This window comes from Kitasatospora sp. NPDC094019 (genome assembly GCF_044764505.1).
GTDB lineage: Bacteria > Actinomycetota > Actinomycetes > Streptomycetales > Streptomycetaceae > Kitasatospora.
Genome location: NZ_JBIWIF010000001.1, coordinates 788,961 through 803,482, shown reverse-complemented (window position 1 = coordinate 803,482; position 14,522 = coordinate 788,961). Strand labels below are relative to the sequence as shown.

The window sequence follows — 14,522 nt, the reverse complement described above, 5'->3', positions numbered from 1 at the left end:
AGAGTTCCATCATGAATCAGACCTTCGCGTTCGCCGTCGATCCGGACGGCGTTCAGGACGAGATCAGTACCACGTTCCTCGCGCCCGGCGTTGAGGAGCAGCGGGCGCTACTGCACCGCAATCTCGGTCCCGGCTACTCCTCGCTGCCTCTGGGTCGGTACGTCGTCCACAGCGGCAACCGGCCGTTCGAGGAGGAGGTGAACCGGTACGGGCAGCAGCTGTGGACCGGCCTCGCCAGCGGGGGCCGCGCCCCGTTCTTCCGGGGGACCGTGCTCGTCACCGGCCGCCGCGGCCCGGACGACCTCTACTCGATGCTGAACCGCGAGGAGCTCCGCCGACTGGCCGGTGAGGCCGAATCCACGCTGTGGGTGCCGTCGGATGGGCCGGTCGTGGCCGGCGCGCAGCTTCAGGGCCTGCGGAAGATGCAGTGCGATGCGCTCGCCGTCCACCGTGACCGGGCGCGCGGGGTATGGGCGTTCGTTGTGTGCGACGGGGTGGGCGACACGGCCGACGTGGCCTCGTTCGTTCGGGATGCCGCACCCGAGCTGGCCCGCCTCGCTGCTGCCACCGGTTCTGCGGGCGATGCGATCCGGATGGTCAGGGCGCAGATGCCGCACTGGCCCGCGCGGTCCGGGGCGGACTCCGATCCCACGGCGACGGCAGTCGTCGCAACCTGGCACCCGGACTGGCAGGAGGTGGACGTGGCCTGGGTGGGGGACTCCCGCGCCTACCTTCTGAGCCCTTCCGGCCGGGGCGAGTTGCTGACCGCCGACCACAACATGGCGCAGATGAAGCGGACGCGAGGGGTCCCCGTCGACCGGTGGGACCACAATCTGCTGCTGTCCGAACTCGGGTACGGGGAGATCGGGGAGCGCACCGTGCGCCGGAATGGCGCCGACGTGCTGCTGTTGTGCACCGACGGCTCGTATGCGCAGGTGGCGGACGGGGATCCGAATGCGCTGCCCGGCGGGGTCGACCGTTATCCGGTCACGATCCTGGACCTGTACCCGGCCAAGAGCGCGGCCGAGGTCCTGGTGCGGGACGCGGTGGAGGCGTCGCGGGCGAACAGCCTCGCCGTGGATGGGGAGGAGCGCGCCGACAACGCCACCGCCCTCGTTGTCGCCCTTCCGTCACTCTGACCTGCGCAAACGCGAGAGTTTCACCTACTGAGAAGTTTCCGGAGGAGTGGACCCCCACCCTTAATGAGTATAAAATAAATACATGAGGGAGGGGGAAGGGCCCCCGACCGAGCAGGGAGGAACCACGTGAACGCGCTGATCACCGCCGCAGTCGAGGCCCGCTACTACGCCAGCCTCGCCCGCTCCCGCGCCGCCCGCGCCGACCAGGAGATCCACCGCCTCACCCTCTCCGCCGCCGCCCTCACCCTCGACTCCGTCGCCCGCCTCCTCGGCCGGCCCGACCGCGAGGCCGCCGTCCTCGACGCCCTCGACATCGCCGAGGCATACGCCACCAGCCGCGACGCCGGACCCCTGGCCCTGCCTACCGGATTCAGCCTCGCGGTCCTGGACTACCTCACCGCCTGACTCACCCGCGGCCCGGCCAACCGGCCGGGCCCCACCACGAAGGACACCACCATGAGCATCGACATCGAGCACAGCCCCAGCGGCAGCATCGGCATCATCGAGGTCCGCGGGCCCGAGCACCACCAGCTCGCCGTCCTCGACATCATCACCACCACCCCCCTACTCGGAGCCGAAGTCGCCTCCAACGCCTTCGGCCTGGTCGAGCACGCCATCTCCGTGGCCTGGGGAAGCCGCACCGACGACTACCGGGCCCTGACCTTCCTCCAGTTCCACGACCTCGTCCGCGACCGCTACTACGCCGACCTGTACCGGCGCGCCATCGACCTCCGCGGAAACTTCGGACGCATCGGCGACCTGGCCGGGGACGTCGCCCTTGCACTGGTCACGGACCCGCAGCTGAACCCCTGAGCACGCCGCCACCGGCCCGGCCGCCCGCCGGCGGCCGGGCCCCGTCCCACCAGAAACCCCGAAAGGTCCCGCACACCATGACCGTCGTCATCATCACCAGCCCCGCCAGCGCACTCGCCGAAGAACTCGCCTTCGTCCCCGAACACCACCTTCCCGCCGTCGTCGTCCTGATCGTCGGCCACGACGCATCCCCCGAACTCGTCCTCGACGCCGCGAACCTCCTCGAACACGCCATCACCGTCTCCTGGGCGCACCGACTGCCCGACATGCGCCGCTTCACCCTCGACCACTACCTCGACCTCGCACAGCACTTCCACTACGACGACCTGTTCCACGAAGCCCTGCGCCTGCGCGGCGACCTGCGCCACGTCGACTTCCTCGCCACCACCGTCGAGCGGCACCTCCTCACCACCCTCCAGCAGCACCGCTGAAACCCCCGGAAACGGACCCGATGAGCACCCCAGAACCCACCGTCACCCGCGCCACCGCCGACACCCTCGCGGAGACCGCCACCCTCGCCGCCATCACGGCGGCCATCGACGGCCACCCGGGCCGGATCGACCTCGTCATCGACCGCAACTCCATCGCGGGGGCCACCTACCTGCACGGCTACCTCGACGGCCGCCTCGTCACCCGGACCCCGATCCCGTTCAACGCCGCCGAGCCGCGCCTGCACATCCACGCCCTCGACTCCGGCCCGGTCAGCGCGGCGCGTCCCCACTCGTGGGCCGAAGCGACCAGCAACGCCGCCGCCGACGCCCCGCCAGAGGTCGCCGCCTACCTCCTCGCCCGGATCGACGACTACCACCGCCCGCCCAGCGGCTGCGCCGACTGCGCAGAGCACCGGCCGCTCACCGACGCTCCGCGCTGGACCGTCGTCCTCAGCAGCGACCTGGAGATCGAGCAGATCCGCCAGGGCGACCCTGGTCCGCACGTCGCGTGCGAGATCGCCGCCACCGGTGGCCTTGCCTTCGTCCTGAACGCCCACTCCATCCCGTCGGCCTACGAGCGGGCCATCGCCGTCCTGGACGCCTTCAACGACGACGACCGCGACATCCCCGGCCACCCGAACGTCCTGAGCGTGCTCACCAGCCCGAAGGGCCGCCGATGACCCCCGCACTCGACGCCGCGCTGCACGCCGAGACCGTCCGACTGCGCCTCACCCAACAGGTAGAGACGGCGGCACGCGCCGCAACGGACGCCGTCGTCGCCAGCGGCTACGACCACCGGCCCGACGCGCTGCGCGGGCTGACCGCTGAGCAGTACCGGGACCGTCTCGCGGACGCCGCCGTCGTAGAGGTCTTCACGTACAGCGCGCTGCACCTCAGCGGGCAATACGGCCGCGCAGCCGCCCACCTGCTGCACACCCTGGACCGGGCGCACTCCCAGGGCCCCCGGAGCAGGCCGAAGCCGGCCACGGCCGCCGATACGGGCGCGGCAGCGTGTTCGACGACTGGCCCGGCCTCACCGGCGCCATGCCCGGACCCGAACGCGAAGTGACCGCCGCCACCCACCTGAACGGCCCCGGCTGCGAGCGCGCCGACGCCGCGGTCCACTCCCTCGCGGCACGGCTCCGCGCGGACGGCCAGGCCACCCGCGCCTTCGCGACCGCACCAGCCCGCCACCTGGTCGAGACCGAGGCGCAGTGCCTCGGAGACACCGCACCGGCGCCCGGCGCGGACTGACCTCCGCCCTCCCCGAAGTCCCACCCGCGGCCCGGCTGGTCGCAGTCACGCGACCGGCCGGGCCTTCTCATGCCCACGAAGAGGACAAACCGTCATGAAGTCCACCGGTCAGCTGGACCTGTTCGCACCCGCCGCCACCGCAGACGACGAGGACGACGACGGCTACTTCCTGCCAAAGGCCGAGCCCCGCCCGCACGTCCCCCTGCCCCCGGCCGTGCCACCGGCGCCGCCCGCGCAGAAGCCGGCGGCGAAGCCGAAGCTGCGCCGCTTCCCGGTGCCCCAGGGAACCAACCCGCACGAGGCGGCCCGCCGCGTTGCCGAATCCGTGACCGGCGCCTGGCACAACCGGCACGGCGGCAGCCGGATGGAGATACCCGTCGGCGTGGTCGCCGCACTCTCCCTGTGGCCGGTCAAAGGCCCCGACGCGCCCCTGCAGGCCGACTGGATGCTCGGCCTCGACGCCAAGGACCTCGTCCAGATGATGCGCGAGTGCTGGGCCTACTGGTGGACCAAGCGCCCGGACCTGGTCCACCGGGCAGCCCCGGTCGCCAGCTGGCTGGACGAGCACCTTGACACGCACATGCTCGGCTGCGTCCGGGCCGTCGCCGACGCCGCGATCACCAACGGCCTGCTCACCATCACCGGCTCCAGCGACCCCTACGACCTCGCCGAGTGCGACCTGATGTCCTGGACGATCACCGGCCTGCGCAGCCACGGCGCCCGCGAAGGACTTGGCGAGTATCACACCCCGCCGGAGGTGTGCGAGCTGATGGCCCGGATGCAGCTCGGTGACTGCTCCGACGTCGGGCCCGGGTTCTCCCTGTGCGACCCCGCCGCCGGCACCGGCGGGCTGGTGCGCGCCGTCGCCCAGCTGATGCGCGAGCACGACATCGACCCGCGGGTGTGCCGCTGGCACCTGTGCGACCTCGACCCGATCGCCGCGGCGGGCGCGGCCGTGAACATGCTGCTGTGGGACCTCGGGCCGCACACCACGGTCTGGCGCGGGGACACCCTCGCTCAAGGCGACACGGAGCGCCGGGCGCTGGAGGAGAAGGCATCCATCTTCGAGCACCGCGACCGCCTGGTGGGTGCCGCGGCCCTGGCTCACGCGGTGGGGCAGACGCAGCGCCTTCTCGGCGAGGTGCTCGCCGAGGGGGTCCCGGGGGAGTTGACCCATGCCATGAATGAGTATAAAATAAATACATAAGGGCAAGGGCGTGCGCTCGGGGATCCGGGAAGTAACGAAAATCCATCGGGGAAACCGGGTCGGAGTGCGTCCTTGAGTCCACCAAGAATGAGTATAAAAAGAACTTAATTGGGTGGGGGTCGCCCAGCGAACCCACCCGCCAAGGAGCCGACCATGTTCCTCACCGCATCCACCCTGGCCACCGCCTTCGAACACCTCGCCGACCGCCTCGACCGATACACCCCCGCCCAGCACCCCGACGGCCACCACAACACCCAGTTCCTCGCCACCCCCGAAGGCCGCACCATCGGCGCCCGGGTCACCGCCGACGGCGCGACCCTCCAGCTGTGGATCACCGCCCCCGGCACCCGCTCCGGCTCGCCCGGCTACGGCAAGCCCGGCCCCCTCCGCCCCGGCCACAGCTACCACGCCGTGCTGAAGCTCGGCGGACTCGACGGCGACCCCGCCGAGATCATCCACGACACCCTCGCGCGAGACCTCCTACCCGTCTTCGACAACAAGCCGCACTACCTCGGTCACCGGCCGTGGGAGACCACCGACAGCACCACCGAGGGGGCGGACGACCAGCGCCAGTCGACGGGTGCCGACCTCGCCGCCGAGCCGAACCCGGCCACCGCCAACACCGGACCGGCAGCAGCGCCCGCAAGGCCCGAGCAGCCCGCCAGCCCGAAGGGCGCCGCCGAGCCCGGCCCCGAGGCCAAGCCCGCCCGCACCAGCCGCAAGCGCACCGCCCCGAAGGCCGACGCCGCCCCCGCACCCGCCTCGGCGAAGAAGGCGACCGCTCGGACCGCCAAGGCCACCCCGGCAAAGACCGCCGCCAAGCCCCGAGCCCGCAAGACGGCCACCCAGGCAACCACCAAGAGCTGACCGCCGACCCACCACCCCTCCGAGGGACGGAACACGGCCCAACTACTGGCCGCCGCCAACCCAACCAGCGCCGCAACTACCGGTTCTCCCGGCACGGCTGCACCTGCTACCCCACGCCGGCACCACCGGCCCCACCACGAAGACACTCCGCCATCGCGCCCAGCGCCACCACGAGAAACGGCAACTCGCCCGCCACGCACAGGGCTGAACAGCCCGAACGAGACCGTGACCCGCTCCACCCGCTGACAGCACCCACCTCACCCCACGGTGGCGGGGCCACCCGCGAGCCCCGCCACCCGACCTACCAGGAAGACCACCCATGAACGACAACAGCTTCGGCCAACTCCTCGACGACGCGCTCAAACAGCGAAACATCACCGCGACCACCGACTGCCATGCCTCCGCAGGGTCCTCCTGGTTCGTCATCGCACTGCCCGACAAGACCGCCCTCTGGACCTCCGACTACGACTCGAATCTCGACATAGCTGCCGCCGACATCACCGGCCTCACAGCGATCCACCACCTGGGCAGCCCGTACGACCCCAACCCCGCACAGCAGATCACCCTCTTCGACCGCAAGCTCGACCGCCGCAGCAACCGCACCGCCGCCGTCGCCACCCTTGCAGAGACCATCGCCACCTACGTCACCAACTGGCCCAGCTCCCCGACAGCCCGCCACCCCGCGCACCGTGTCGGCGACCACGGCGTCATGAACCTTCCCGCCCGACACCTCCGCCCAGGCGACGTCATCACCCACACCGCCACCGGCCACGAATCCGTGGTCACCCACACCGCCCGTCGAGGGCGAGGCGACTACCAGCGCACCGTGCGCACCCTCACCCCCGCCACGCGCGGCAGCATGCTCGCCCTCCCCGAGACCTGGTGGCAGTTCCCCAAGACCCTGCGATGCAGCGGCAGCACTCTCGTCACCGTCGTAGCACACCGCCACATCGCCCCGAACACGCTCCCACCCGCCCCCTACCCGCCTGTGCCCGAGCAGTTCACCGACGGCGACCACGTCGTCCACGACGGAGTGATTTGGGAACGGACCAACGGCCACTGGTTCAACCAGGACCGCACCCGCCTCACCCCGCCCACCCGAGACGACCAGATCCGACGCCTGTTCACGGAAGACGCCTCCCTCCGCAACGGCATCCCCACCCACCAGCCGAACACCGCACCCACCACCAACCAGCCGAACCAGGACTGATCACATGCCACTCGACCTCACCACGCGCCGCAACGCAGAATCCGCCGCCAAGGCCGTCGACCGGCTGAACGAACTCGAACTCATACCGCGCAGCCCCTACCCCGGCTCCGACGTGCACTGGGAACTCGCCTGCGGCCGGGACGGCTGCGACTGGACCGGACGCCTCTTCTACAGCCACCTGCGGCCCAGCCGAGGACACGGCCGCCGACACCCCGGCTGCATCGGCACCCCCAACACCCACCGACCCCTGCTGACCGACACCGAACTCACCACCCGGCTCAACCACCTGTTCCCAGAAAGCGCGTTCACCGTCCACCAAGACGCCAACGGCCGAACCATCACCTGGACAGGCTCCCCGGACGCCCTCCACGTCGCCGCCCACATCGGCACCAGCCAAGGCACCCTCGACCGCACCCCGTAGCAACCACCCTCACCGGCGGCCGGGCGCCACCAGCCCGGCCGCCCCACACCCGGCAAGGACACCACCGTGGAGATCGACCTCACCGACCTACCGCTCGACCTCGTCCCCGTGATCATCGCCCGAACCCGCCGCGAACTCGAACAAGCCGCACCCGCCATCCCCGGCGCCCACGCCCGCGACGCCACCCGCGTCCACACCCGAACCACAGGCACCGGCTGGGCGTACGTCCGCTGGGCGAACCTCCACCACGAAGAGCACCCCATCCACAACGCCCGGCACATCCTCACCAGCAACCCCACCCACCCCTGGTGGTCCCTGCCCATCCACCCCCGCAGCCCCTACTTCCGCATCGACCCCGACACAGGCCACCCCGTCAACGGCTCCGCCCGCCCCTACCCCCACCCCCTCACCACCGACAACACCGACCCCCTCGGCCTGTGCCGCCACTGCGGATCACGCGGACAACTCGCCGTCCGCTGCACCACCGACGACCCCAACCGGCAACACGAGTTCCACCGCGACCCTCTCCCACGGCCCTGGAAGTACACGCCATGTCCGGCCAACTGCCAGCCCATCACCGACCAGCACCGCCTGTTCACCACACCCCCGGAGCCCCAACCATGACCAGCCCCGCCCAGCACACCTTCACCGGACCCACCGACTACCGCACCGCCAACGGCTGGTACCCCGGCCCCCACGTCACCGGAGCGCCGATCCTCGCCGTCACCCCCATCACCTTCGAGACCGCCACCCGGCCCGCAGTCCGGCTCCTCCTCGCCAACACCAGCAGCCGAGGCCCCCAACACGTCGTCACCACCCAGTGGGGAACCCCCGCCGACTGGCAGCCACACCCCCAGCACAACACCGACGCGACCACCAACCAAGGACCCCCATGATCACCACCCGCACCCAGCACCGCGGAACCGTCAGAATCACCCGCCATCCCTGCGTCACCCACTACAAACTCAACGGGCACTTCGACACAACAACCTGCGCCGACTGCTCCACCAGCACACGCAGCGTCTTCCGCCCCTGGGAACGCACCGACCGCCTCTGCCCGCCCTGCACAGGCCGCTACCTCCACCACACCTCCAACCCACCCACCCCGACCCAGCCCGGCCGACTCCTCCAACGCGGCGAACAACTCCAAAACCCCACCGGCATCTGGACCATCACCGCAGCCCGCCGCATCGAACTGCCGATCCACGGGCCCGGCAGCCAGTACGCCGCCTACGTGCTCACCCACCACGACGGCCACCGCCAGATCTGGCGCGGCTCCCTCCTCACCGCCGCCGACTTCCACCTCATCCCACCACCCGAACAGCTCACCATCACCTGAGCCGACAAGGACCCCACCCGTGCTCACCCCCGACCAACTCCGCGAACTCATCACCGCCCGCACCGACAACCCCGATCAACCCGTCGCTGGCCACCACCTCTGGGACAGCCTCATCACCGCCAGCATCACCCCCACCATCAACCTCAACAGCGCCGGACGCGCAATCTGCATCGACCTGCCCGACGGCACCACCATCTGGATCACCGAACAAGCCGACATCTCCCACCCACCCGAAGACCACGAATCCTGGTGCGCCATCCACTTCCACGACCCCGACGACCAAGGCCCCTACCACCTGATCTACCAAGGACCCGGCAACCTCGGCATCACCGAAGACACCGCCGCCTGCATCGAAGCCATCACCGCCTGGACCACCGCACACACCGCCTCCGGCGCCATCGCCCGCCAAAACACCTACCTCGCCCTGCCCAAGACCATCCCGCGCGACGCCCGCCGCGCAGCCTGGAAGATCGGCTACGCGAAGCCCGGCTTCAACGGCATCCAGCCAGCCCGACCGACCGACCGCCACACCCCCACCCACCTCGGCCGACACCTCGACACCGGCACCCAACGCCGCGGCGCCTGCCTCGCCTGCACCTGGGAAGGCCCGATCCGCCCACACCAGAACCCGGCCATCGAAGACGCCCTCGACCACACCCACCCCGGCTGGCGAGACCTGCCCACCCTGCCCCGATCCACCAGCGGTAAGAACAGCACCCGCCTCCGAGCCCACCGAGACGCCACCCACCCGCCGCACTGGTTCGAGACCGGCGGCCCGCTCAAGGTGTGGACCTCCACTGCCAACGAGTGGCACGAAGCCGGCCAGGCACCCGGCGGCGGCTACCTTGTCAAGGTTCACCGCCCCGAGCCGACCAAGCCCAGCCACGAGCAGGAACTACTCATCTGACCCCGGCATGCCGACGGCCCAACCCCCGGCATGCCGACGGCCCAACCCCCGGCATCAACCCGCCCACCCTGCGGAGTCCCCGTGTACTTCAAGTTCCCCGGCGAAGACGCCACCGCCAACGAGATCGCCAACCAGCTCGAACAGCTCGTACGGACAACCCCACCCCGAACCGTCCACCTGACCAACCTCGTCGAGGCCACCGCCCACTGGGTCCTCCACGACCCCCGGCTGACCGACGCCCACCGGGCCTTCGCCACCACCAGGGCCGCCTACTGGCCGTACAACGACACCACCGAGACCTGGACAGACCTCCATGAAGCCGCGCAGCTCTTGGCCGCCCAGCTGCGCCGGCACGGCGACTACCACTTGGTCCCGTGCGAGGAGGACGCTGGCGGCGGCGCCTGCCCAGGCGTTCTGGACGCTTCCGGAATCTGCTGCTACGACGGGCGCCATGAGCAGCCGGACTGGGTGTGACCCTTCCTGGAACCAGCTCGGCGCCGTACGATGATCACCGTAGAGCTTGCGATGTGCGCAGAGAACGGCTCCACCCTGCCGAGTGGCTGGGGTGGAGCCGTTTTCGTCGGAAAGGGACTCCCTTGGAGAGCACTTCGAGCAGGTACGAAGAGCCAGCTCAACGTCCGTGCGGCCCTCAAGGGGCGGCCTGGACGGGTGCCGATGGGAACGTCATGGGAACGGACCGGCGGTGCGGGTTAGTGCTGACGGGTGCAGCATGAATCCGCTATCACCCCGCTGACCTGCGGTGGAGTGCCGGAGCGTGCGGCCGAGTGCGGGTTGGTGCGAGTGACCCGGAGTCTCATAATCCCTTGGTCGTGGGTTCGAGTCCCACCCGCCCCACCTCTCCCGCCCGCGCGGGCGGTCCCCGCCTGGGAAGACCCTAGGGGATCCGGCCCGGCGCCACGCCACGACGCGCCGCAATTCACCCGCTCGTGGGCATCACCCGGACCTCCCGCCGCCCCGGTCGGCGGTCCGACCCCTCCCCGTCGGGCCCCGGGCCCGAGCCAGCCCCTTCTCCGACCCCTGTCCGGCCCGGTCCGTCCCCGTCGCCGCCCCGCCGCCCCGCGTCGGCGCCCCTCCCCGGTCCACCGATCGGTTGATCCCCCCTCCACCGCGCCCGCCGGCCACCGGGACCGTTCGGTCGATCCGCCGCCGGGGTCCCGCGCGAGAGGCTCGGAGCAGGCCGGGAACCCGGCCGCGGCGGGCGGAACGAGGGGGAGGGAGCGGCGTCATGGCCGTGATCGAGGTGGCGGGGCTGCGCAAGGCGTACGGGCGGCGGCAGGTACTGGAGGACGTCTCCTTCCAGGTGGAGCGGGGCGAGGTGTTCGGCCTGCTCGGGCCCAACGGGGCGGGCAAGACCACCGCCGTGGAGTGCTGCGAGGGCCTGCGCCGGGCCGACGCCGGGACGGTCCGGGTGCTCGGCCTGGACCCGGTCCGGGACGCCCACCGGCTGCGGCCCCGGATCGGCGTCCAGCTCCAGCAGGCCCAGCTGCAGGGATCGCTGCGGGTCGGTGAGGCGCTGGAGCTGTACGCCGGGCTCTACCCCGACCCGCGGGACTGGCGGGAGCTGCTGGACGAGTGGGGCCTCGCGGACCAGCGCCGCACCCCCTTCGACAAGCTCTCCGGCGGGCAGCGCCAGCGGCTGTTCGTGGCCCTCGCACTGATCGGCAACCCCGAGGTGGCGTTCCTGGACGAGCTGACCACCGCGCTGGACCCGCAGGGCCGCCGCGACACCTGGGAGCTGGTCCGCCGGATCCGCGACAACGGGGTGACGGTGGTGCTGGTCTCGCACTTCATGGACGAGGTCGAGGCCCTCTGCGACCGCGCGGCGGTGCTCGACGGCGGCCGGATCGTCGCCACCGGCACCCCCGCCGAACTCGTCGCCCGCGCCGGGGCCGGCGGCACCCTCGGCTTCCGTCCCACCGCGCCGCTGGACCCGGCCCGGCTGGCGGCCCTGCCCGGGGTCACCGCGGTGGAGGAGCGGGGCGGCCGGATCGAGGTCACCGGCACCGGGGACTTCGCCGACCGGGTCACCGGACTGCTGGCCCGCGAGGGGATCGTCGTCACCGGCCTGCGGATCCGCGAGCACGGCCTGGACGAGGCGTACCTCGCGCTCACCCGGCACGAGTCGTGACCGTACGGCTCCCGGCCCGAACGGCGTCCGCGCCGTACCGCTCCCGCGCCGCCACCACCGCACCCGAGGGGACCACCACCGTGAACCGCACCGCCCACGCCGTCCGCCGCCTGGCCGTCGCCGAGACCAGGTTGTTCCTGCGCGACCCGCTGACCGCCTTCTTCAGCCTGCTCTTCCCGGTCGTCCTGTTCGGCGTCCTGGGTTCCGTACCGGCCCTGCGCGAACCCTCGCCGGACGCGCACGGCCTGAGCACGGTCGAGCTGTATGCGCCGATCCTCGCCGTCCTCGCCCTGATGATGCTCGGCCTCAACGGGCTGCCCTCGCTGCTGGCCACCTACCGCGAACGCGGCGTGCTGCGCCGGATGTCCGCGAGCCCGGTCCGCCCGGTGCTGCTGTTCGGGGCGCTGCTGCCGCTCTACCTCGGCATCGCCACCGTCTCGATGCTGCTGGTGACGGCGCTCGCGCCGGTGCTCGGGGTGGGGCTGCCGCGACAGCCGCTGGGCTTCGCACTGGCCTATCTGCTGGCCGCCGCCGCGATGCTCTCGGTCGGCCTGCTGCTGGCCTCGGTCGTCCCGTCCGCGAAGGCCGGCAACGCGGCCGGCGCGCTGGCGCTGTTCCCGATGATGTTCTTCGCCGGGGTCTGGCTGCCCCGCGCGTTCGCACCCGAGGTGGTGAACCGGATCGGCGACCTCACCCCCGGCGGGGCCGCGGTGCAGGCCCTGCAGGACTCCTGGGACGGCCGGTTCCCGCACCTGGTGTCGCTGCTCACACTCGCGGCGTACGCCCTGCTCGCCGGTGCGGCGGCTGCCAGGCTGTTCCGGTGGGAATGATCAAGGCCGATCCGGCGGACGAGGGTTCGCTCGGAGCCTGGCAGCGGCGGCTGGACCGCGCTGCCGGGCTGCTCGGCCACGTGGGGCTGCTGATCGCCACCGTCCTGGTCCTGCTGGTCCCGGTGCCCGACGCGCGGTCGGTCGGGGTCACCCTGCCGGCCGCGCTGCTCGCCCTGCTCTGGCTGCTGCTGCGCTCGGCGCTGGACCGCCGGCCCCGGCCCGACGGCGGGGCGCGGTTCGCCGTCGCCCACTTCCTCGGGCTGCTGGCGGTGACCACCGTCCTGGTGCTGGACAACCCGCTCTACGGCTTCTTCGCCTTCAGCTGCTACCTGCACGCCGGCCAGTACCTGCGGGGTCCGGCCCGGGTGGCGGGCACGGTGGTGGCGGCCGTCCCCACGGCGCTCGCCCAGACCGGCGGGGTGCTGCCGACGACTCCGGGACGGGTCGGCGGGTTCCTGGCGGTGCTCGCCTTCAACCTGGTGGTGGTCGGGGTGCTGCTCGCGCTGAGCGAGGTCGCCGACCGGCTGAGCCGCCAGCGCAAGCGGGCCAACGCCGAACTCGCCGAGGCCAACCGGCGGCTGTCCGGGACGCTCGCCGAGAACGCCGGTCTGCACGCCCAGCTGCTGGTCCAGGCCCGCGAGGCCGGGGCCGCCGACGAACGCCGCCGCTTCGCCCAGGAGATGCACGACACCGTCGCCCAGGGCCTGGCCGGCATCGTCACCCAGCTCCAGGCCGCGGAGCAGGTCCGGGAGCGGAGCGCGGCGGAGGCCGACCGGCACCTGGCCAACGCCGTCGGCCTCGCCCGCGAGAGCCTCACCCAGGCCCGCCGGGCCGTGCACGCGCTGCGCCCGCTGGAGCTCGAACGGGCCGCGCTGCCGGAGGCGATCGCCGAACTGGTCGAGCAGTGGCGCGAGCGCAACAGCGCCGCCGCCGCGCTGACCGTCACCGGCGAGGCCCGTCCGCTGCACCCCGAGGTCGAGGTGACGCTGCTGCGGATCGCCCAGGAGTCGCTGGCCAACGCCGGCCGCCACGCCCGGGCCTCGCGGGTCGGACTGACCCTCTCGTACATGCCGGGGCTGGTCACCCTGGACGTCCGGGACGACGGCGTCGGCTTCGACCCGAGGGCCGAGCCGGCCTCCCGGGCCACCGGCGGCGGCTACGGGCTGGACGTGATGCGCCGCCGGGTCGGACGCCTGGCCGGGCGGCTGGACCTGGAGACCGAGCCGGGCGGCGGGACGACGGTGTCGGCGACCCTGCCGGCGATCAGCGCGGAGGAGTAGGACCGTGGACGACGCGACGACGATCAGGCTGCTGCTGGTGGACGACCACCCGGTGGTCCGGGACGGGCTGCGGGGCATGTTCGCCGCCGCCCCCGGCTTCGAGGTGGTCGGCGAGGCCGGGGACGGCGCCGAGGCGCTGGTGCTGGTCGCCGCGCTGCGCCCGGACGTGGTGCTGATGGACCTGCGGATGCCGCGGATGGACGGCGTCACCGCGATCCGCGAGCTGGCGGCGCGCGGTCTGCCCGGGCGGGTCCTGGTGCTCACCACCTACGACACGGACGCCGACGTGCTCCCCGCCGTCCGGGCCGGCGCCACCGGCTACCTGTTGAAGGACGCCGCCAGGGAGGACCTCTTCCACGCCGTCCGGGAGGCCGCCCGGGGCGCCTCGGTGATCGCGCCGACCGTCGCGGCCAAGCTGCTCGGCCAGGTCCGGGAGCCGGTCCGGGAGCCGGCCCAGGAGCCGCTGAGCCCGCGCGAGCTGGAGGTGCTGGAGCTGGTCGCCGCCGGGTGCGCCAACCGGGAGGCGGCGGCCCGGCTGTTCATCAGCGAGGCCACCGTGAAGACCCACCTGATCCACGTCTACGCCAAGCTCGGGGTCAAGGACCGGGCCTCGGCCGTCGCCGCCGGCTACAACCTGGGCCTGCTGACCCCGACCGGCCGCCCGTAAGCTGGCCG

At 72.0% G+C, this 14,522-nt stretch carries 20 protein-coding genes; all 20 read left to right on the top strand.

What is annotated here, in order from left to right; translation table 11 throughout:
- Positions 1-11: 11 nt before the first annotated feature.
- Positions 12-1,139: a PP2C family protein-serine/threonine phosphatase gene (locus ACIQ9P_RS03640; protein WP_402349028.1), complete on the top strand. Its 1,128-nt coding sequence runs from the start codon at positions 12-14 to the stop codon at positions 1,137-1,139.
- A 126-nt stretch (positions 1,140-1,265) separates the two neighbouring features.
- Positions 1,266-1,544, top strand: coding sequence for a hypothetical protein (locus ACIQ9P_RS03635; protein WP_402349026.1), 279 nt, complete (start codon positions 1,266-1,268; stop codon positions 1,542-1,544).
- Positions 1,545-1,595: 51 nt separating this feature from the next.
- Positions 1,596-1,952, top strand: coding sequence for a hypothetical protein (locus ACIQ9P_RS03630; RefSeq protein ID WP_402349023.1), 357 nt, complete (start codon positions 1,596-1,598; stop codon positions 1,950-1,952).
- A 77-nt stretch (positions 1,953-2,029) separates the two neighbouring features.
- Positions 2,030-2,383, top strand: coding sequence for a hypothetical protein (locus ACIQ9P_RS03625; RefSeq protein WP_402349020.1), 354 nt, complete (start codon positions 2,030-2,032; stop codon positions 2,381-2,383).
- Positions 2,384-2,403: 20 nt separating this feature from the next.
- Positions 2,404-3,063: a hypothetical protein gene (locus tag ACIQ9P_RS03620; protein WP_402349017.1), complete on the top strand. Its 660-nt coding sequence runs from the start codon at positions 2,404-2,406 to the stop codon at positions 3,061-3,063.
- Positions 3,060-3,452, top strand: coding sequence for a hypothetical protein (locus ACIQ9P_RS03615; RefSeq protein ID WP_402349014.1), 393 nt, complete (start codon positions 3,060-3,062; stop codon positions 3,450-3,452). Before ACIQ9P_RS03620 ends, ACIQ9P_RS03615 begins: the two co-directional genes overlap by 4 nt.
- Complete coding sequence (locus ACIQ9P_RS03610; RefSeq protein ID WP_402349011.1) at positions 3,449-3,637, top strand: hypothetical protein; 189 nt, start codon at positions 3,449-3,451, stop codon at positions 3,635-3,637. The genes ACIQ9P_RS03615 and ACIQ9P_RS03610 overlap by 4 nt, the downstream gene beginning before the upstream one ends.
- 94 nt (positions 3,638-3,731) lie before the next feature.
- A complete protein-coding gene (locus tag ACIQ9P_RS03605; RefSeq protein ID WP_402349008.1) occupies positions 3,732-4,844 on the top strand; it encodes an N-6 DNA methylase in 1,113 nt (370 codons plus the stop codon).
- A gap of 153 nt (positions 4,845-4,997) precedes the next feature.
- Positions 4,998-5,711, top strand: a complete 714-nt coding sequence (locus ACIQ9P_RS03600; RefSeq protein ID WP_402349005.1) for a hypothetical protein — start codon at positions 4,998-5,000, stop codon at positions 5,709-5,711.
- Positions 5,712-6,030: 319 nt separating this feature from the next.
- On the top strand, positions 6,031-6,921 hold the full coding sequence (locus tag ACIQ9P_RS03595) for a hypothetical protein (protein WP_402349002.1): 891 nt from the start codon (positions 6,031-6,033) through the stop codon (positions 6,919-6,921).
- Positions 6,922-6,925: 4 nt separating this feature from the next.
- Entirely contained in the window at positions 6,926-7,342 is a 417-nt protein-coding gene (locus ACIQ9P_RS03590; RefSeq protein ID WP_402348999.1) for a hypothetical protein, read from the top strand.
- Between the two features lie 66 nt (positions 7,343-7,408).
- On the top strand, positions 7,409-7,966 hold the full coding sequence (locus ACIQ9P_RS03585) for a hypothetical protein (protein ID WP_402348996.1): 558 nt from the start codon (positions 7,409-7,411) through the stop codon (positions 7,964-7,966).
- Entirely contained in the window at positions 7,963-8,238 is a 276-nt protein-coding gene (locus tag ACIQ9P_RS03580; RefSeq protein ID WP_402348993.1) for a hypothetical protein, read from the top strand. The genes ACIQ9P_RS03585 and ACIQ9P_RS03580 overlap by 4 nt, the downstream gene beginning before the upstream one ends.
- On the top strand, positions 8,235-8,681 hold the full coding sequence (locus ACIQ9P_RS03575) for a hypothetical protein (protein WP_402348990.1): 447 nt from the start codon (positions 8,235-8,237) through the stop codon (positions 8,679-8,681). The genes ACIQ9P_RS03580 and ACIQ9P_RS03575 overlap by 4 nt, the downstream gene beginning before the upstream one ends.
- Positions 8,682-8,700: 19 nt before the next feature.
- On the top strand, positions 8,701-9,588 hold the full coding sequence (locus ACIQ9P_RS03570) for a DUF6349 family protein (protein WP_402348987.1): 888 nt from the start codon (positions 8,701-8,703) through the stop codon (positions 9,586-9,588).
- A gap of 81 nt (positions 9,589-9,669) precedes the next feature.
- The gene (locus ACIQ9P_RS03565; protein WP_402348984.1) at positions 9,670-10,062 is read left to right on the top strand and encodes a hypothetical protein; all 393 of its coding nucleotides are present in this window, start codon (positions 9,670-9,672) and stop codon (positions 10,060-10,062) included.
- Between the two features lie 772 nt (positions 10,063-10,834).
- On the top strand, positions 10,835-11,737 hold the full coding sequence (locus tag ACIQ9P_RS03560) for an ABC transporter ATP-binding protein (protein WP_402348982.1): 903 nt from the start codon (positions 10,835-10,837) through the stop codon (positions 11,735-11,737).
- Positions 11,734-12,567 carry an ABC transporter permease gene (locus ACIQ9P_RS03555; RefSeq protein WP_402348979.1) on the top strand — a complete coding sequence of 278 codons (834 nt, stop codon included), beginning with the start codon at positions 11,734-11,736 and terminating at the stop codon, positions 12,565-12,567. The genes ACIQ9P_RS03560 and ACIQ9P_RS03555 overlap by 4 nt, the downstream gene beginning before the upstream one ends.
- Entirely contained in the window at positions 12,564-13,847 is a 1,284-nt protein-coding gene (locus ACIQ9P_RS03550) for a sensor histidine kinase (protein ID WP_402349856.1), read from the top strand. Before ACIQ9P_RS03555 ends, ACIQ9P_RS03550 begins: the two co-directional genes overlap by 4 nt.
- A 4-nt stretch (positions 13,848-13,851) precedes the next feature.
- Positions 13,852-14,514 (top strand): response regulator, encoded by a 663-nt coding sequence (locus ACIQ9P_RS03545; RefSeq protein WP_402348976.1) that lies wholly within the window; start codon positions 13,852-13,854, stop codon positions 14,512-14,514.
- The last annotated feature ends 8 nt before the right edge of the window (positions 14,515-14,522 follow it).